A 13,882-nucleotide genomic window follows, 5' to 3' on the forward strand; every position below is an offset into this window, starting at 1 on the left:
GCGGAGCGCGCACCATGGCCCTGCTTCGCTCCTTCGGAGTATCGGAAGCCGAGCCGTTGCTGCAGGGCGAAACGGTTTATCTGCGGCCGCCCGTGATGGCGGACTACCGGCAATGGGCGGAGCTGCGTGAACTGAGCCGGGGGTTCCTGACCCCCTGGGAGCCGGTCTGGCCTGCGGATGACCTGACCCGCTCGGCCTTCCGCCGCCGCTTGCGACGCTACGCTGCCGAGCGGCGGGAAGGGCGCAGCTACCCCTTTTTCCTGTTTTCTGCCGGCGGCGACCAGCTGCTGGGCGGCGCGACCCTGTCCAACATCCGCCGCGGCGTGTCGCAGGCCTGTTCGCTGGGCTACTGGATGGGCGAACCGCACGCAGGAAAAGGCCACATGCGCCGGGCTGTCGCCTTGATCATGCCATTCTGTTTCGATGTTCTGCAGCTGCACCGGATCGAAGCCGCCTGCCTGCCATCGAACGCGCCGTCGATCCGCATCCTGCAGCGGAGCGGCTTCGTTCAGGAGGGCTACGCACGCCGCTATCTGCACATCAATGGCGCCTGGCAGGATCACCTGCTGTTCGCCCGCCTCGCCGATGATCCGCTGGTCTCCGGGGCGTTCTCCCCACAATGGACCGCAGCGTCATGAAAGACCCCTTGTGACATGGCAGGCAACCCGGTAGTTCTTCGGGCCATGCTTGGCTTTGTTTTTGGGTCGGCGAGCATGCTGCTCCGCCGTGCCGCCGTGTTTCTTGTGCTCGTGCTTGCGCTCCTCGTTGCCGGGCGTGCCCATGCGCTTGAGCCGATTCCGGTGCCGCTTGACGTCGAAGCGCTGGAACTGACCAAGGCCATCGACATGTATCCGGGCGCCGGTCCGCGCCTGCAGGTGTCGACCGCTCCCGGGCAGGACGGCATCGTCCGCCGCATCGAGGTGGTCTCGCGCGACGGCATCAACAGCGACTGGGCAGTCTTCGCCCTGACCAACACCTCGGACGAGCAGGTCGACCGCCTCATCGTCGCCCCGTTCTATCAGCTCGTCGGCTCGCGCATGTTCTGGCCGGATCTCGGCAAGTCGCGTGTTGCCTCGATCACCCCCAGCCAGGGCATCGCACCGGAACGGCAGAAGAGCCTTGAGGCGGACGTGTTCCTGGTCACCCTCGACCCTGGCGCCATCGTGACCTTTGTCGTCGAATTGACGACACCGGAACTGCCGCAGATCCGCCTGTGGGAACCCGATGCCTACAAGGAAACGGTCAACGCCTACACGCTCTACCGCGGCATTATTCTGGGCATCTCCGGCCTGCTGGCGCTGTTCCTGACCATTCTCTTCGTGGTCAAGGGAACCGTGATGTTCCCCGCAACCGCGGCGCTCGCCTGGGCGGTTCTGGCCTATCTGTGCATCGACTTCGGCTTCTGGAGCCGGGTGTTCAACCTGACCCAGGGCGAGGACCAGCTCTACCGCGCCTCGGCGGAAGTGATGCTGGCAGCCAGCCTGATCATCTTCCTCTACGCCTATCTGAACCTGAACCGCTGGCACATCCGCTATTCGCATCTGGCGCTTGGCACGCTGACGCTGCTGCTTGGCCTGCTGGGTGTTGCCGTCTGGGATCCCTCGATCGCCGCCGGCATTGCCCGCCTGGCGCTCGGCATGATCGGCATCATCGGCTTTGCCACGGTGCTTGTCCTGGCGCTGCAGGGCTATGACCGCGCGATCATGCTGATACCGACCTGGTTCCTGCTGATTATCTGGCTTGTCGGTTCCGGCATGACGGTCACCGGCATCATCGCCAACGACATCGTCCAGCCGGCTCTTGGCGGTGGTCTGGTGCTGGTCGTGCTTCTGATCGGCTTCACGGTGATGCAGCATGCCTTTGCCGGCGGCGCCATCGTGCAAGGTCTGATTTCCGACGTGGAGCGGCGGGCGCTTGCGCTCACAGGTGCCGGCGACATCATCTGGGACTGGGATATCGACCGCGACCGGATCTTCACCGGCCATGAAGTCGAGGATCTGCTCGGCCTGCGCCATGGCACCCTCGATGGTCCCGCGCGCGACTGGCTTGACGTCCTGCACCCGCAGGACCGAGACCGCTTCCGCGCCACGCTGGACGCGGTCATCGACCAGCGCCGCGGCAAGGTGCAGCAGGATTTCCGTCTGCGTTCCGAAGATGGCCATTTCCGCTGGTTCCGCCTGCGCGCCCGTCCGATCCTGGGATCGGATGCGGAAGTCATCCGCTGCGTCGGCACGCTGCTCGACATCACCGAGCAGAAAACTGCCGAAGAACGCCTGCTGCATGACGCCGTGCATGACAACCTGACCGGCCTCGCCAACCGCGAGCTGTTCATGGACCGGCTCAATGCGGCGCTGGCCCGCGCGCGCGCCGATGGCGCGATCAAGCCTTCGGTGCTGATCCTCAATCTCGACCGGTTCAAGCAGATCAACGACGGCATTGGCCTGTCGGCAGGCGATTCCATCCTGCTGACCATTGCCCGCCGGCTCGACCGCCTGATCCAGCCGCAGGATTCACTCGCCCGCCTCAACGGCGACCAGTACGGCCTGATCCTCCTGTCGGAGCAGGAAGCCGACCGCATTGCCCAGGTGGCGGACGCCTTGCGCAAGGCCGTGCGCGCGCCGATCACCTATGGCGACCGCGAGGTCTTCCTCACCTGTTCCATCGGTTTTGCGTTGCATGACGGCGGCAAACAGACCTCGGAAGAACTGGTGACCGATGCCGAGATCGCGCTGAACCACGCCAAGCGCCTTGGCGGTGACCGTCAGGAAGTGTTCCGTCCGATCCTGCGTCCGCTTGGACGCAACGTGATCGACCTGGAAGGCGACCTGCGCAAGGCAATAAAGGACGGCGAGCTCGGCGTCTATTTCCAGCCCATCGTGCGCCTGTCGGACCAGTCGGTGGCCGGCTTCGAGGTCCTGTCGCGCTGGAAGCATCCCAAGCGCGGCCAGATCGCGCCCAGCGAGTTTATCCCGATTGCCGAGCAGTCCGGCCTGATCAACGAGCTGGGGCTCTATGTCCTGACCAAGGGCGCAAAGCAACTGGCCGAGTGGCAGGACAAGATCCGCACACCTGTGCCGCTGTTTGTCTCGGTCAACATCTCGTCCCGCCAGCTGCTGCGCCATGACCTCATCAACGAGGTGAAGGCGATCCTGTCACGCAGCCGCATCGCGCCGGGCACCCTGAAGCTGGAACTGACCGAATCCATCGTCATGGCCAATCCGGAGTATTCGGCCAAGGTGCTGGAGCGCCTGCGGGCGCTCGGGGCCGGCCTGTCGCTGGACGACTTCGGCACCGGCTATTCGTCGCTGAGCTATCTCCAGCGCTTCCCGTTCGATACGATCAAGATCGACCAGTCCTTCGTGCGCCCCAATGGCCGTGCGGCCCGCCCGGTCATCCTGCGCTCCATCGTTGCCCTTGGCCACGACCTCGGCATGGCCGTGGTGGCGGAGGGCGCTGAGGGCGAGTCCGATGCGCTGGAACTGCTGCAGCTCGGCTGCGAATACGCGCAGGGTTATTTCTTCGGCGAAGCAATGACCGCCGAGGAAGCAACCGCCTACATCCGCAAGGCCTATGACGCCTTGCCGGCGTGAGACTTTGAGCCACGCAAGCGTGAAGTACCGGCTCAACCAGCCCAGCCATGACGTCGGGCGGCGCACAGATCCTCTGCCGTCATCCCCGCCTTGTGCGGGGATCCATTCCGCAGCGCTCTAATGACGCCCGAACGCGCTGGCATTTGCGATTAGATCCCCGCACAAGGCGGGGATGACGACCGTGTTGGGGATTATCCGGTATCTGCACCGCTAGCGCGATGCCATGCCAACTGGCTTGCCGCCGGGCTCAGGGAACGATGATGGAGACCGGCAGCGGGGCCGGCTCGATGGTCAGCGGCGTGACGCCGAACGGGTCGCCGTCCACCTGTGCCGGCACGCGCCGGGCTGCGGTGATGCTGATGCGCTCCGCACTGAAGACCTTGACGCCGCGAGCCCTGTCGAGCCGTCCCATCATCAGCGCCAGCCCGTAGCGCAGCGCCGAGAGCGCGTTGTCCTCAGCAAGCGTCACCAGATGCAGCCCGGGCTCGGTCACCGACGCCTCACGGCACACGACGAAGGGGCCGCCATAGCAGCGGCTCTTGGTGGCAATGGCGAGCCGGCAAGTCATGAGTTCCCCGTCCGCCTCGACGATGAGATCCTCCCCCTTGCGCGACAACGCGACTTCCACCCCGATCATGCCGTAGGCGAGCTTGCCCAGCCGTCGCTTCAGCGACAGCGGCACGGCATGCACCACTTCCGCGTCGAAACCGGCCGAGGCCATCAGCACGAAGGGCCGGCCGTTGGCGAGGCCATAATACAGCGGTTTGGTCCGGCGGCGGGCGATCATGGCCGCAATGGCATCCGCCTTGCGCGGCAGGTCAAGCTCGGCGGCAAGCACATTCGCCGTCCCGGACGGGATCACGGCCAGGGCAGGGGGATTGGCGTTGTGCTGAAAACCGGTGATCGCCTCATTGACCGAACCGTCGCCGCCTGCGACTGCAAGAATGCCGGTGGCAAGGCCGGGGTTGGCGGCGATCTCGCCGATCTCACCGGCGCGCTTGGTCAGGTGCAGCGTGACTGCATAGCCGCTGTTGGTCAGCCCCTTGCAGATCGCCTCGAGGCGGGCAGGGCGATAGCTGCCGGAGGTCGGATTGGCCAGGATCAGCACCGTCCGGGCCGCATCTGCCGTCATGTCCGTCTGCGACGGGCTGACCGTGTCCGGCTGCGGATCGGCTTTACGCAGGGCCATCATGCGCCGGTCTCCGCCGCGCCTCCACGGCCCCGCTGGTACGGCTTCATGCCGAGCCGGGCGAGTTCATCGGCGCGCTCGTTTTCCGGATGGCCGGCGTGGCCCTTGACCCAGTGCCAGGAAATCTGGTGCCGGCGCTGCGCCTCATCCAGCGCCTGCCACAGCTCGGCGTTCTTCACCGGCTTCTTGTCCGCTGTGCGCCAGTTGTTGCGCTTCCAGTTGAACAGCCACTTGGTGATGCCATCGCGCACATAGACGCTGTCGGTGTAGAGATCGACAGTACAGGCGCGTTTCAAGGCATTCAGCGCCTCGATCGCGGCCATCAGCTCCATGCGGTTGTTGGTGGTGTCGGCGGCCCCGCCATTCAGCTCGCGCTCATGCGGGCCGAAGCGCAGGATCGCGCCCCATCCACCCGGCCCGGGATTCCCCGAACAGGCACCGTCCGTATAGATCACCACGCGCTCGCCATCGCTCTCGCTCATGCGCTCAGACCATAGTCGCGGCCAGACCGGGCGCTGCGGTGGAAGCGGAGCTTCTTGAGATATTCCATCGGATCCTTGGGCGTCACCAGCGCACCGGGGGGCACGCGCAGCCAGTCGTACAGGCGGGTCAGCAGGAAGCGCAGGGCCGCGCCGCGCGCGAGCACCGGAAGCGCTGCAAACTCGGCTTCCGTGAAGGGCCGGACCTTGCGATAGGCATTGAGCAGCGCCCGCGCCTTGGTCACGTTGAACGAGCCGTCGGCCTCGAAGCACCAGGCGTTCATGCAGATGACCACGTCATAGGCAAAGGCGTCGGTGCAGGCGAAATAGAAGTCGATCAGGCCCGACAGCTCGTTGCCGAGGAAGAACACGTTGTCGGGGAACAGGTCGGCGTGAATGACGCCAGACGGAAGCCCCTTCGGCCAGTTGCCCTCCAGGAACGTCAGTTCGTCGGCAAGTTCCTGTGCAAGGCCGGGCGACACCGTATCAGCCTGGGCTTCGCAGCCCTCGTAAAGCGGCCGCCAGCCGGTCACGTCCAGCGCGTTCTTGCGCGTCATGGCAAAGTCGCTGCCGGCAAGATGCAGCTGCGCCAGAGCCTCGCCGAGCGCTGCGCAATGTTCCAGCCTTGGCCGGCGCACCCACATGCCATCAAGGAAGGTCACCATGGCGGCCGGGCGCCCGGCCAGTGTGCCGAGCATGGCGCCATCCTCGGTTTCCAGCGGCTGCGGGCAGTTGATGTCCTTCATCGCCAGATGCTGCATGAGGCCGATGAAGAACGGCAGGTCATCCGGGTTCACGCGCTTCTCATAGAGCGTCAGGATGAAGTGCCCGGCCTCGGTGTGGACGAGGAAATTGGAATTCTCCACGCCCTCGGCAATGCCCTTGAACGAGAGGAGACGGCCAATGCCGTATCGGGCGACAAAGGCGGCAAGGTCTTCGTCGGCAACTTCGGTATAGACGGCCATGTCGGGCTACTCGGCGGCGCTGGCGCTGGGGGCGTCCGCCATGGGGCGAAGCTCGCGCGGCAGGTTGAAGGCGATGGTTTCTTCCGCGGTCCGGACTTCTTCCACCGAAACGGTGAAGCGCTCGGCAAAGGCGGCGATGATTTCCTCGACCAGGGTTTCCGGTGCCGATGCACCTGCGGTCAGACCGAGGCTGGTGATGCCGGCAAAGTCGTCCCAGTTCAGCTCGCAGGCGCGCTGCACCAGCACCGCCGTGGCGCAGCCGGCCCGCTCGGCCACTTCCCGCAGCCGCTGCGAGTTAGACGAGTTGGGGGCACCAACGACGATCATGGCATCCACCTGCGGCGCGACCACCTTCACCGCATCCTGGCGGTTGGTGGTGGCGTAGCAGATGTCTTCCTTGTGCGGGGCGACGATATCGGGGAAGCGCTCTTTCAGCACCTCGACGATGCCCTTGGTGTCGTCAACGGACAGGGTGGTCTGGGTGATGAAGGCAAGCTGCAGACCGGTGCGCGGCTGATAGTTGCGCGCGTCGTCTTCGGTCTCGATCAGCGACACGGTTCCGGCAGGCAGCTGGCCCATGGTGCCGATCACTTCCGGATGGCCGGCGTGGCCGATCAGCAGGATCTCCCGGTCGCGGCGGAAATGGATCTCGGCTTCCTTGTGCACCTTGGAAACGAGCGGGCAGGTGGCATCAAGGTAGAACATGTTGCGCCCGCGCGCGTCTTCCGGCACGGACTTGGGCACACCATGGGCGGAAAAGATCACCGGGCGTTCGCGGTCCTCAACCGGGATCTCGTCCAGCTCCTCGACGAACACGGCGCCCTTGGCCTTCAGCCCGTCAACGACAAAACGATTGTGCACGATTTCGTGGCGCACGTAGACCGGACGTCCGAACCGGGCAAGGGCCAGTTCGACGATCTGGATGGCGCGATCAACGCCCGCGCAAAAGCCGCGCGGCGCACACAGTTTTACTGCCAGAGCCGGAAGGGCTCCCGCTGGCTCGGTCATGTCGGATCCTTGAGCATGGCTCATGGGCGCAATAGAGGGTTGCCCCCCGTGCCTGTCAAGTGAAATGCCTTTCCTGATCAACGCCAAAGGCCGCTGATGCGGCTCCCGGCCTCGCCAAGCATCAGGTGACCTGATATAGACACGGGTCGATTTCTTCGTGAACGAGTGGACAATCGCATGCTGAACGCCAAGTGCCCTGCCGTCCGTAAGTCCTTTTCCCGTACGGCGCTTGCCCTCGTTCTGGCCGCATTGGTGGCCGGGTGCGGTCTGACAGGGGACGACACGAGTTCGTCCACGCCGTCCTCGGGAACGGGCAGTGTCGTCACCAGCATCGTCACCACCGGCCAGGGTCCGATCAAGGTCGACCCGCGCACCTTCGAGCAGCAGCCCAACTGCCCGCGTCTCGAACTTCGGTCCGAGACGTTCCTGATCATGAAATACGAGAAGGGCAAGCAGGACGATCCGCGCCATCTGCTCTACCAGGCCAGCGTCGAGAACTGGGCCCGCGAGTGCATCCGCGTTGGCGATCAGGTCCAGGTCAAGATCGGCCTGTCCGGCCGTGTCACGCCGGGACCGGTGTGGCCGGGCGGCGAGATCGTGCTGCCCTTGCGCGTTTCGCTGATCAGCGGCAGCTCGGACGACAAGCCGCTGCGCAGCGAACTGTTCTCCATCCCGGTCACCGTCGGCTCCGGCGCGCCGGCCGAGATCTGGACGCTGGTCGATGAGTCCTTCACGGTCTCGTCCGAACCCGGCCAGCGGGTGATCTTCGGTTTCGATGAAAGCAACCAGAAGCCCGGCAAGCGCCTCTGAAATCCGCGCTGCGCCGCCGTTTTCCGGCAAAGAAACCATGCACGCGGCGCGTATTGACAATCGCAGGGCGGAATCAGACAATCCGCGCGCCGGTTCGGGTCGTGACGAGTCGGTGAGGGGCAGGTTTTGCCCTTGAAAAAGCGACAGCGGGAGAGGCTGGACGAGGGGGCATTGCCAGGCATGGCAGGGCTCGCGGGCGCCAGCGCCGAAGGAGCAACCGCCCCGGAAACTCTCAGGCAAAAGGACCGCTTCGCTTCGACGCTCTGGAAAGCAGTGCGCAGGCTTATGCCCGCGTGCTCACCGAAGGAGTAACCGGTGCTGCGCAGGAACTAGACCTGCGCGATTGCCGGGAAATCTCTCAGGTACTCGGACAGAGGGGGTGGTGGATGGGTCGCTTGCGGTCCGTTCCGGCACCCTTGCGACGAGGACCTTTGATGGGCACGACCGATTCTCACGCCGCTGACGCGGCGGATCTCAAGCGCACTCCCCTTTACGATCTGCACGTCGAGCTTGGCGCCCGCATGGTGCCCTTCGCCGGCTACGACATGCCCGTGCAGTACCCCACCGGCATCATGACCGAGCACCAGCACACCCGTGCCGCCGCCGGTCTGTTTGACGTGTCGCACATGGGCCAGGCCTGGCTCATTGGCCCCGATCACGAAACGACCGCCCGCGCTCTGGAAGCCCTGGTGCCGTCGAACATGGTCGAACTCGGCCGCGGCAAGCAGCGCTACACGGTCCTCCTCAACGCCGAAGGCGGCATCGTCGATGACCTGATGGTGACGCGCCCGGTTGCCGACGCGCAGGACGGCCGCCTGTTCCTCGTCGTCAATGCCTCGCGCAAGGACGTGGATTACCCGCTGATCCGCGCCGCTCTGCCGGCCAATGTCCGTCTTGAGCTGATCGAGGACCGTGCGCTGATCGCGGTGCAGGGTCCGCAGGCAGTTGCAGCCGTCGCAGCCCATGCGCCGAAGGCCGCCGAGCTTGCCTTCATGAGCGCCGACTGGATGGAATTCGACGGCATCACCTGCCACGTCTCCCGCTCCGGCTACACCGGCGAGGACGGCGTGGAAATGTCCGTTCCGGCCGACAAGGCCGAGGCGATCACCCGGGCGCTTCTGGCGGACGAGCGCGTCAAGCCGATTGGCCTTGGCGCCCGCGACAGCCTGCGCCTCGAGGCCGGTCTGTGCCTCTACGGCCATGACCTCGACGAGACCACCTCGCCGGTCGAAGGCGACATCACCTTCATCCTGCAGAAGCGCCGCCGCGAGGAAGGCGGCTTCCCTGGTGCTGCCCGCATCCAGCGCGAATTCGCCGAAGGCCCGGCCCGCAAGCGCGTCGGCCTGAAGCTCGATGGCCGCGCCCCGGCCCGCGAAGGCGCCGAGATCAAGGTCCCAGGTGGCGACACCGTCGGCATCGTCACGTCTGGCGGCTTCGGTCCGACGGCTGGCGTGCCCGTTGCCATGGGCTATGTCGCGGCGGCCCATGCGGCCCCCGGCACGAAGCTCGCGCTTGTCGTGCGTGGCAAGGACCTCGAGGCGACCGTCGTCGAGATGCCCATCGTCCCGCACCGCTATTACCGCGCCCCCAAGGCGTGACCTCAACCGATCCGAACAGCATTACTTCCGGAGACTGACCACATGACCACCTACTACTCCAAGGACCATGAATGGATCGCCGTTGACGGCGACACCGCCACTGTCGGCATCACCGACTACGCCCAGAGCCAGCTCGGCGATGTCGTCTATGTCGAGCTGCCGGACACCGGCAAGGCCCTGAAGAAGGGCGACGAGGCCGCCGTGGTGGAATCGGTCAAGGCCGCCAGCGAAGTCTATGCCCCGATCGACGGTGAAGTCGTCGCCACCAACGCAGCGCTGGTGGACAGCCCGGCCAATGTGAACGAGGATCCGGAAGGCGGAGCCTGGTTCGTGAAGCTGAAGATCGCCGACAAGGGCCAGTTGGCGGATCTGATGGACGAGGCGTCCTACAAGGCCTACGTGGAGACGCTGTAAACCCATGGCTGGACACATCTACAAGGCTGGCGTCTTCTGGCGCATGGAAGGTGACTTCAAGCCGGGCAAGTACTCGCGCGGTCACCTCTGGCGCTTTGACGGCGGCGTGGATGTGCCGGCCTCGTCCTCACCCCATGTCGTGCCGCTGCCCTATTCGGTGACAGCGGCGGTCGACCCGGAGGAGGCGCTCATCGCGGCCCTGTCCTCGTGTCACATGCTGACCTTCCTCGACCTTGCCCGTCGCGGAGGCCTCATGATCGATGCCTACGAGGATCAGGCCGAAGGGCTGATGGAGCGGATCGCTCCCGGCCGCATGGCCATCACCAAGGTGACCCTGCGCCCGTTGCTCACCCTTCGCGCGGCCGAGCTGCCGGATCCCACCTGGCTGACCGATTTGCACGACAAGGCGCATGAGGTCTGCTTCATCGCCAATTCGGTGAAGTGCGAAATCAGCGTGGCGCCCGAACCCGTGCGCCTCGTGGCTCCCTGAGCCAATACCGAGCCAATACAACGCCCTGTTCCGCTGAAGAAGGACGCACCCGACGATGCGTTATCTGCCGCTTTCCGACACCGACCGCGCCGATATGCTCGCGCGCGTCGGCGTGTCATCCATCGATGAGCTGTTCGCCGATATCCCGGAAGCCGCCCGTCTCAAGGGCCTCGTTGATCTGCCGACCCGCAAGTCGGAGATCGAGGTCGAACGTCACCTCAACCGCATGGCAGCCAAGAACGTGGCGGCCGGCTCGGTGCCCTTCTTCGTGGGTGCCGGCGCCTACCGCCACCACGTGCCGGCAACCGTTGATCACCTGATCCAGCGCTCGGAGTTCCTGACCTCCTACACGCCGTATCAGCCGGAAATCACGCAGGGCACGCTGCAGTACCTGTTCGAGTTCCAGACCCAGGTTGCCCGCCTCACCGGCATGGAAGTCGCCAACGCCTCCATGTATGACGGCTCGACCGGCACCGGCGAAGCCGTGCTGATGGCGCACCGCGTCACCCGCCGCAACAAGGCGGTGATCTCCGGCGGCCTGCATCCGCAGTACCGCGCCGTGGTCGAAGGCCTGTCGAACCTCTCCGGCGACAAGGTCGTGTCCCTGCCGGCCGACCCGATGGGCACCGAGGACATTCTCGCCGCCATCGATGGCGAGACTTCCTGCGTCGTCGTGCAGTCGCCGTCCTTCTACGGCCAGATCATCGACCTGAAGCCGATTGCCGAAAAGGCGCAGGCCCATGGCGCGCTGCTCATCGCCGTCTTCACCGAAGTCGTCTCGCTCGGCCTGATCGAGTCGCCGGGTGCGCAGGGTGCGGACATCGTCGTCGGCGAAGGCCAGTCCATCGGCAACGGCCTCAACTTCGGCGGCCCCTACGTCGGCCTCTTCGCCACCAAGCAGAAGTACATGCGGCAGATGCCGGGGCGTCTGTGCGGCGAGACCGTGGACGCGGAAGGCAAGCGCGGCTTCGTGCTCACCCTCTCCACCCGCGAGCAGCACATCCGCCGCGAGAAGGCGACGTCGAACATCTGCACCAACTCCGGCCTCTGCGCGCTGGCCTTCACGATCCACATGACGCTGCTCGGCGAAGCCGGCCTGACGCGTCTGGCCCGGATCAACCACGCCAATGCGGTGAAGCTAAAGAAGCAGCTGTCGGCAATTGCCGGCGTCGAAGTCCTCAACAAGGCCTATTTCAACGAGTTCACCGTCAGGCTGCCGAAGCCGGCGCATGACGTCGTTGAGGCACTTGCGGCCCGTGGCATCATCGCCGGCCTGCCGGTGTCGCGCCTGGAGCCGGGCAAGGCTGACCTTGCCAACCTTCTCGTGGTCGCCTCGACCGAAATCAACACCGACGAAGACCGTGCTGCCTTTGCAGCCGCCCTCAAGGAGGTGCTGGCATGAGCTTTCATTGGATCTACTGCTACGAGAAATGCTCAGAAGCAATGCGATTGATGCTTTCGCCGCGTTATGATCATCGAGAAGCTATCGCAATTGCCTATAAGGATCAGCTTATTCATCTTCGGGATGAAAATATTCCTGAGGAGTGCAAGGCTGAATACCTTGAGTTTAAAAAATTGTTCGAAAAACACAGGAAAATAGATCAGTATACTGGGGTGAATTTTTATAACGTAAAGAAGAGCTCTCTTGAGCGAATTACAAGTGCATACGCGGATTTCTTCTTAGGTTTCTTGCGAGTTTATCACGAGAAGAGGGGGGCTTTGGCATGAGCATGAACACCCAGGGCCGTCCGACGGCCGCCGGCGATGCCGGTTCTGCATTCCGTCCCAAGACCTTCACCGGCAACCGCGCGCTCGACATGGAAGAGCCGCTGCTGTTCGAGATCGGCCGCCTGGATGTGACCGGCGTCGATCTGGACGAGCCGGAAGCCTTCGAGGCCGAGCTTGGCGCCCATGCGCGCAAGTCGGGCATCGGCCTGCCGGGCCTGTCCGAGCCGGAGACGATGCGTCACTACGTGCGCCTGTCGCGCAACAACTACGCCATCGACGCCGGCCTCTATCCGCTCGGCTCCTGCACCATGAAGCACAACCCGCGTCTCAACGAGAAGATGGCGCGCGTGCCGGGCTTCGGTGACATCCACCCGCTGCAGCCGCTGTCCACCGTCAAGGGCGCCGTCGAGCTGATCTCGGAGCTGGGCGACTGGCTGATGGAACTGACCGGCACCTCCGCCGTCGCCATGAGCCCGAAGGCCGGCGCGCATGGCGAACAGTGCGGCATGATGGCGATCAAGGCCGCGCATATCGCCGCCGGCCGTGATCCGAAGATCGTGCTGGTTCCCGAAAGCGCCCATGGCACCAACCCGGCCACGGCCGCGCTGCTCGGCTTCAAGGTCGTCACCATCGACGCCAAGGAAGACGGCACCGTGGACCTGACCTCGGTGAAGAAGGCCATTGCCGACAACGCCGGCAACATCGCCGCGATCATGCTGACCAACCCGAACACCTGCGGGCTGTTCGAGCGCGACATCATGGAAATCGCCGCCGCGATCCACGAAGCCAACGCCTATTTCTACTGCGACGGCGCCAACTTCAACGCCATCGTCGGCAAGGCCCGTCCGGGTGATCTCGGCATCGACGCGATGCACATCAACCTCCACAAGACCTTCTCCACCCCGCATGGCGGCGGTGGCCCGGGCTCCGGTCCGGTGGTCCTGTCGGACCGTCTCGCCCCGTTCGCCCCGCTGCCCTTCGTGCGCAAGTCGGCCTCGGGTCTGGAAATGGTCGAGACGGAAGCCGGTCTCAAGGACGGCGAGAAGCCCTTTGGCCGCATGACCGCCTTCCACGGCCAGATGGGCATGTTCGTGCGCGCGCTGGCCTACATGCTGAGCCACGGCTCGGACGGCCTGCGCCAGGCGTCGGAAGACGCGGTGCTGAACGCGAACTATGTCCGCGTCGGCCTGCAGGACCTGATGACCCTGCCGTTCGGCGTGCGCCCCTGCATGCACGAAGTGCTGTTCGACGACAGCTTCCTGAAGGACACCGGCGTCACCACGCTCGACTTCGCCAAGGCGATGATCGACGAGGGCTATCACCCGATGACCATGTACTTCCCGCTGGTGGTGCATGGCGCGATGCTGATCGAGCCGACCGAGTCCGAAAGCCGGGCGGCCCTCGACCTGTTCGTCGCCACGCTGCGTGACCTCGTCATGTCGGCCAAGCGCGGCGAGACGGAGCGCTTCACCGGCGCGCCGTACCTTGCCCCGCGCCGCCGCCTCGACGAGACCCGCGCCGCGCGCGCGCCGATCCTGACCTATCAGGACCCGGTCCCGGCCATGGTCACCCCGGCCGCCGCCGAGTAAGCCCCGGCAAGGCCAACGACAA

General features: G+C 65.0%; 13 protein-coding genes and 2 riboswitches. Of the genes, 9 read left to right on the plus strand and 4 right to left on the minus strand.

Going from position 1 to position 13,882, the window contains the following annotated elements:
* Positions 1 to 14: 14 nt before the first annotated feature.
* Positions 15 to 638: a GNAT family N-acetyltransferase gene (locus tag OVA12_RS18805; RefSeq protein WP_268140017.1), complete on the plus strand. Its 624-nt coding sequence runs from the start codon at positions 15 to 17 to the stop codon at positions 636 to 638.
* 75 nt (positions 639 to 713) lie between these two features.
* Positions 714 to 3,590: an EAL domain-containing protein gene (locus tag OVA12_RS18810; protein WP_268140019.1), complete on the plus strand. Its 2,877-nt coding sequence runs from the start codon at positions 714 to 716 to the stop codon at positions 3,588 to 3,590.
* A gap of 247 nt (positions 3,591 to 3,837) precedes the next feature.
* Here OVA12_RS18810 and OVA12_RS18815 read toward each other — a convergent pair whose 3' ends face one another.
* Genes OVA12_RS18815 through ispH form a run of 4 tightly spaced genes read right to left on the minus strand, consistent with a single transcriptional unit; the run spans position 3,838 to position 7,231 of the window.
* Entirely contained in the window at positions 3,838 to 4,782 is a 945-nt protein-coding gene (locus OVA12_RS18815; RefSeq protein WP_268140021.1) for a diacylglycerol/lipid kinase family protein, read from the minus strand.
* Positions 4,779 to 5,261, minus strand: coding sequence for a ribonuclease HI (gene rnhA, locus OVA12_RS18820; protein WP_106755203.1), 483 nt, complete (start codon positions 5,259 to 5,261; stop codon positions 4,779 to 4,781). Before rnhA ends, OVA12_RS18815 begins: the two co-directional genes overlap by 4 nt.
* Positions 5,258 to 6,223: a homoserine kinase gene (locus OVA12_RS18825; RefSeq protein ID WP_268140025.1), complete on the minus strand. Its 966-nt coding sequence runs from the start codon at positions 6,221 to 6,223 to the stop codon at positions 5,258 to 5,260. Before OVA12_RS18825 ends, rnhA begins: the two co-directional genes overlap by 4 nt.
* Positions 6,224 to 6,229: 6 nt before the next feature.
* A complete protein-coding gene (gene ispH, locus OVA12_RS18830) occupies positions 6,230 to 7,231 on the minus strand; it encodes a 4-hydroxy-3-methylbut-2-enyl diphosphate reductase (RefSeq protein ID WP_268140027.1) in 1,002 nt (333 codons plus the stop codon).
* 177 nt (positions 7,232 to 7,408) lie between these two features.
* On the opposite strand from ispH, the gene OVA12_RS18835 reads away from it, so the two are divergent.
* The 7 genes from OVA12_RS18835 to gcvPB all read left to right on the plus strand — a co-directional run bounded on the left by OVA12_RS18835 (position 7,409) and on the right by gcvPB (position 13,860).
* Positions 7,409 to 8,041, plus strand: a complete 633-nt coding sequence (locus tag OVA12_RS18835) for a hypothetical protein (protein ID WP_268140029.1) — start codon at positions 7,409 to 7,411, stop codon at positions 8,039 to 8,041.
* Between the two features lie 136 nt (positions 8,042 to 8,177).
* Positions 8,178 to 8,299: riboswitch (glycine riboswitch) on the plus strand.
* 3 nt (positions 8,300 to 8,302) lie between these two features.
* Positions 8,303 to 8,417: riboswitch (glycine riboswitch) on the plus strand.
* Between the two features lie 58 nt (positions 8,418 to 8,475).
* A complete protein-coding gene (gcvT, locus tag OVA12_RS18840; protein WP_268140031.1) occupies positions 8,476 to 9,639 on the plus strand; it encodes a glycine cleavage system aminomethyltransferase GcvT in 1,164 nt (387 codons plus the stop codon).
* A gap of 42 nt (positions 9,640 to 9,681) precedes the next feature.
* Positions 9,682 to 10,053, plus strand: coding sequence for a glycine cleavage system protein GcvH (gene gcvH, locus OVA12_RS18845; RefSeq protein ID WP_106755210.1), 372 nt, complete (start codon positions 9,682 to 9,684; stop codon positions 10,051 to 10,053).
* Positions 10,054 to 10,057: 4 nt separating this feature from the next.
* Entirely contained in the window at positions 10,058 to 10,543 is a 486-nt protein-coding gene (locus OVA12_RS18850) for an OsmC family protein (RefSeq protein ID WP_106755209.1), read from the plus strand.
* A gap of 55 nt (positions 10,544 to 10,598) precedes the next feature.
* Complete coding sequence (gene gcvPA / locus OVA12_RS18855; protein ID WP_268140035.1) at positions 10,599 to 11,945, plus strand: aminomethyl-transferring glycine dehydrogenase subunit GcvPA; 1,347 nt, start codon at positions 10,599 to 10,601, stop codon at positions 11,943 to 11,945.
* A complete protein-coding gene (locus tag OVA12_RS18860) occupies positions 11,942 to 12,271 on the plus strand; it encodes a hypothetical protein (protein WP_268140037.1) in 330 nt (109 codons plus the stop codon). Before gcvPA ends, OVA12_RS18860 begins: the two co-directional genes overlap by 4 nt.
* Positions 12,268 to 13,860, plus strand: coding sequence for an aminomethyl-transferring glycine dehydrogenase subunit GcvPB (gcvPB, locus tag OVA12_RS18865; protein ID WP_268140039.1), 1,593 nt, complete (start codon positions 12,268 to 12,270; stop codon positions 13,858 to 13,860). Before OVA12_RS18860 ends, gcvPB begins: the two co-directional genes overlap by 4 nt.
* Positions 13,861 to 13,882: the final 22 nt, after the last annotated feature.

This window comes from Pannonibacter sp. SL95 (assembly GCF_026672425.1).
Lineage (GTDB): Bacteria > Pseudomonadota > Alphaproteobacteria > Rhizobiales > Stappiaceae > Pannonibacter.